Origin of the sequence: Chitinophaga costaii (assembly GCF_900094705.1) — a bacterium.
GTDB lineage: Bacteria > Bacteroidota > Bacteroidia > Chitinophagales > Chitinophagaceae > Chitinophaga > Chitinophaga costaii.
The window spans coordinates 1-2,963 of record NZ_FMAR01000041.1 but is presented as its reverse complement, the minus strand read 5'-3'; the positions used below and the strand labels follow the sequence as shown (position 1 = coordinate 2,963).

Annotated in this window: 6 protein-coding genes; 5 read left to right on the top strand and 1 reads right to left on the bottom strand. The window is 40.1% G+C overall.

All coding sequences use genetic code 11. The annotated features are described in order from the left end of the window. The 3 genes from GA0116948_RS20795 to GA0116948_RS20785 form a co-directional block, all read left to right on the top strand. Positions 1–1,092: hypothetical protein (locus GA0116948_RS20795; RefSeq protein WP_211434887.1), on the top strand; the 1,092-nt coding region annotated here is incomplete at its 5' end. Further along, positions 1,077–1,424: a hypothetical protein gene (locus tag GA0116948_RS20790; protein WP_089715806.1), complete on the top strand. Its 348-nt coding sequence runs from the start codon at positions 1,077–1,079 to the stop codon at positions 1,422–1,424. The genes GA0116948_RS20795 and GA0116948_RS20790, both read left to right, overlap by 16 nt. Before the next feature lie 6 nt (positions 1,425–1,430). Continuing rightward, a complete protein-coding gene (locus GA0116948_RS20785) occupies positions 1,431–1,841 on the top strand; it encodes a hypothetical protein (protein ID WP_089715805.1) in 411 nt (136 codons plus the stop codon). A 127-nt stretch (positions 1,842–1,968) separates the two neighbouring features. On the opposite strand, the gene GA0116948_RS21150 is transcribed toward GA0116948_RS20785, so the two are convergent. Continuing rightward, positions 1,969–2,088 (bottom strand): IS3 family transposase, encoded by a 120-nt coding sequence (locus tag GA0116948_RS21150; protein WP_394363577.1) that lies wholly within the window; start codon positions 2,086–2,088, stop codon positions 1,969–1,971. A gap of 127 nt (positions 2,089–2,215) precedes the next feature. Here GA0116948_RS21150 and tnpA point away from each other — a divergent pair, with 127 nt between their 5' ends. Both tnpA and tnpB read left to right on the top strand, forming a co-directional pair. Then, entirely contained in the window at positions 2,216–2,506 is a 291-nt protein-coding gene (tnpA, locus tag GA0116948_RS20780) for an IS66 family insertion sequence element accessory protein TnpA (protein ID WP_089715803.1), read from the top strand. Positions 2,507–2,666: 160 nt separating this feature from the next. Beyond that, the gene (tnpB, locus tag GA0116948_RS21860; protein ID WP_108675085.1) at positions 2,667–2,855 is read left to right on the top strand and encodes an IS66 family insertion sequence element accessory protein TnpB; all 189 of its coding nucleotides are present in this window, start codon (positions 2,667–2,669) and stop codon (positions 2,853–2,855) included. The last annotated feature ends 108 nt before the right edge of the window (positions 2,856–2,963 follow it).

Below are 2,963 nucleotides of genomic sequence, written 5' to 3'. Positions count from 1 at the left end.
ACGGGCAACGTCATGAGCATTTACACCCGTGGAGATAATAGCGTGAATACGGGTCATCTTACCCAAATAGAAACAGATATCTACGGCAGTAGCCGCCTGGGTATTGATGAAAGTAAGAAAGACCTGGAGGAAGCCGGAACAACGGATAATGGGGTGCTGTTTAATTTCCAACGTGGGGAGAAGGTGTATGAGCTGGGGAATCATTTGGGTAATGTACTATCGACCATCGGAGATGCTAAGTTGCCAGGAAGTAGTAATGGAAATGAAATAGTTGACTATACGCCAAAGGTGCAAAGTGCGGGGGATTATTATCCGTTTGGTATGCAGGAACCGGGAAGGACGTTTAGTAGTGTGGGGTATAGGTATGGGTTTAATGGGCAGGAACATGATAGAGAAATAAATGAGAATATTACAACCGCTTTATTTTGGGAGTACGATAGTAGAATAGGAAGACGTTGGAATATAGATCCGAAACAAAAGGATTGGGAGAGTCCCTATTTATGCTTTGGCGGCAATCCAATTTTATTCTCAGACCTTAATGGCGACAAGGCAGGGAACGGCGACCCTACCCCAGTATATCATAGAACATCTTCTGCAAATGCAGCAAGCATCAAAGAAAATGGGTTTGACCCAGGTAAATCGAATAGAAATGCGTTTACATATTTTACAACAGATTTAAATGAGAAAGGAATTGGAAAACAAGCAGCCAATGCTAATACAGTTGTTGAGGCGACTGTTGATTTATCCAATGCGAAAACGATTACAAAGCAGCAAATGTCAGGATGGTTTAATGATGGGTTAAGTGCTGCAAACAAACAGTTTAATACAAAGTATTCATCAATATCCCAAGTCCCAGAGGCATTAAAGTCTACATATCAAAGTATTGCTGACGGGGTGCGGTATACTAAGCTTGCCGACTTTATGATAAATGATGGGGGTTCTGTATATCAAATAGGAGGAACAAAATCCGTAGCGGTATCAGAAGCTGGAATAAGCGGCGTTAATATAACACGCCTTAGTGGCTCAGGGGCGGCAGAGGCAATACAAGGGATGTCAAGACCTGCGTTAATGGTGAATTGGCAGCAGCATTAAAACAGTACGGGTCGGCTGTTAATACAATAAAGTGGGGTGGTCGTGCATGTATAGCTATTGCCGTGGCTGCAGATGTGTACGAGATTAGCCAAAGTGATAATGTAATGCGAACATTGAATATAAAAGTTGGCGGTTGGGCTGGTGCACTTACAGGTGCAAGTGCGTTTGCTACATGGGGCGGTGGAGCCGGTACGGTAGTGCCGGGTGCGGGGAATGCAGCAGGTGCTGTTGTTGGAGGTATTGTTGGCGGCCTTGTAGGTTATTTGGCAGGCTCAACAGCAACTCAGGTTGTTTATGATTATATGTTCACAAAAGGAGTTAGTGCTAAATAAAGAAGTATGAATAATTTAGAATTAATAAATATTTTTTATCGTCAGAATAAAGACATTCCTGAGTACATGGACATCTTTTTTGAAACAAACTTTGGAACACTTAAATATAATATTACAAGTTTGGACTTTAGAGAATTTAATGAGTTTGGCGAAATGAATCGAGGTGACGAGATTGATAACCTAAGGAATAAGTATGGGAAGCTTTATATTGATGAGGTACGTATAACCTATGACAGTAACATGTACTTATTAATATCGGGTAATTTTATTTTGGCGATAGAGTATATTCTTAACTCAAGTTTTACGCATAGTGTTCAGGAGTTTAGGGTTATTGAGGATATTCATGGCTCAAACAAATCCGAGTTTGACGATTTTAAAGAATTGGATATTGTAACTCTGCCATCTTTGCCAGTGTAGTTTAATAGAAAAAATGATTATCCGCTTAATTAAACTCTGTCCATAAATTACAATTTGTTGTAAATTAATTCATTATTATGTAATTATTGTTATGTAATGAACTTGGCCTATAAATCAGGACACCAAATTAAGCTGCCTTTGTTAAAAATATGTTTTCCATTTCAAATTCATATTCTGACGGTGACAAATATTGTAACGCCGATTGTTTTCTCGTTCTGTTGTACCATGTTTCGATATAGCGGAAAATTTTACTGATGGCTTCTTTCTAAATACTACATGAGGATAGATCATCTCGCGTTTAAGCGTGGAGTATCCCTCCGGCAAAGTACCGAACTTCTAAAAAGAGATCATACTAGCTTTGCTGTAAAAATAAAATGAAAAAAGAAGAGGTTCCTTCCGAAGTGATGTATAACCACATTCGTTTGTGGCAGCAAAGCGGTCAAAGCCAAAAATCTTATTGTCAGCAAGCCGGTATAACCTATCATGTTTTCCATTATTGGTACCACAAATACCGCCATGGGCAGCCCAACAGCAACAGTTTCATACAGCTATCACCAAGCTCAGTAACTAGTAGTGCTTTCGCAGCATGTTACCTATCCAATGGTGTCCGTATTGTTCTGCATCAACCAGTGCATGCCGATTACCTTAAAACGTTGGCAGGTTAATCATGTTACACTTATCAGCCAACTGTCGTTATTTTCTTTACCAGGGTACTGCAGATATGCGCAAAGGATTTGATTCCCTTAGCGGCATCGTTACTATCCAAATGCACTGAAACGTGTTGAGCGGCGATGTGTTTGTTTTTTTGAATCGCCGTAAAACCAGATTAAACTTTTGCTATGGGAAGGCGATGGTTTTGCTCTCTACCATAAGCGATTGGAACGCGGTACTTACGAACTGCCAGCAGTATCCGTATTAACCAGCTATCAACTCAGCCTGCTCCTACAGGGCGTTGTATTGATAAGTGTACGTCATCGAAAAAGATATCAACATACGGCTAAAATCATGCAATAATAGGCCACCCCAATGTAATATCTATATCGAATTTTACGATCTTTGCATCCCATGCAGGACGCTATAGATTATAAGACATTATATGAAGCACAGCAGGTAAAATTAAGC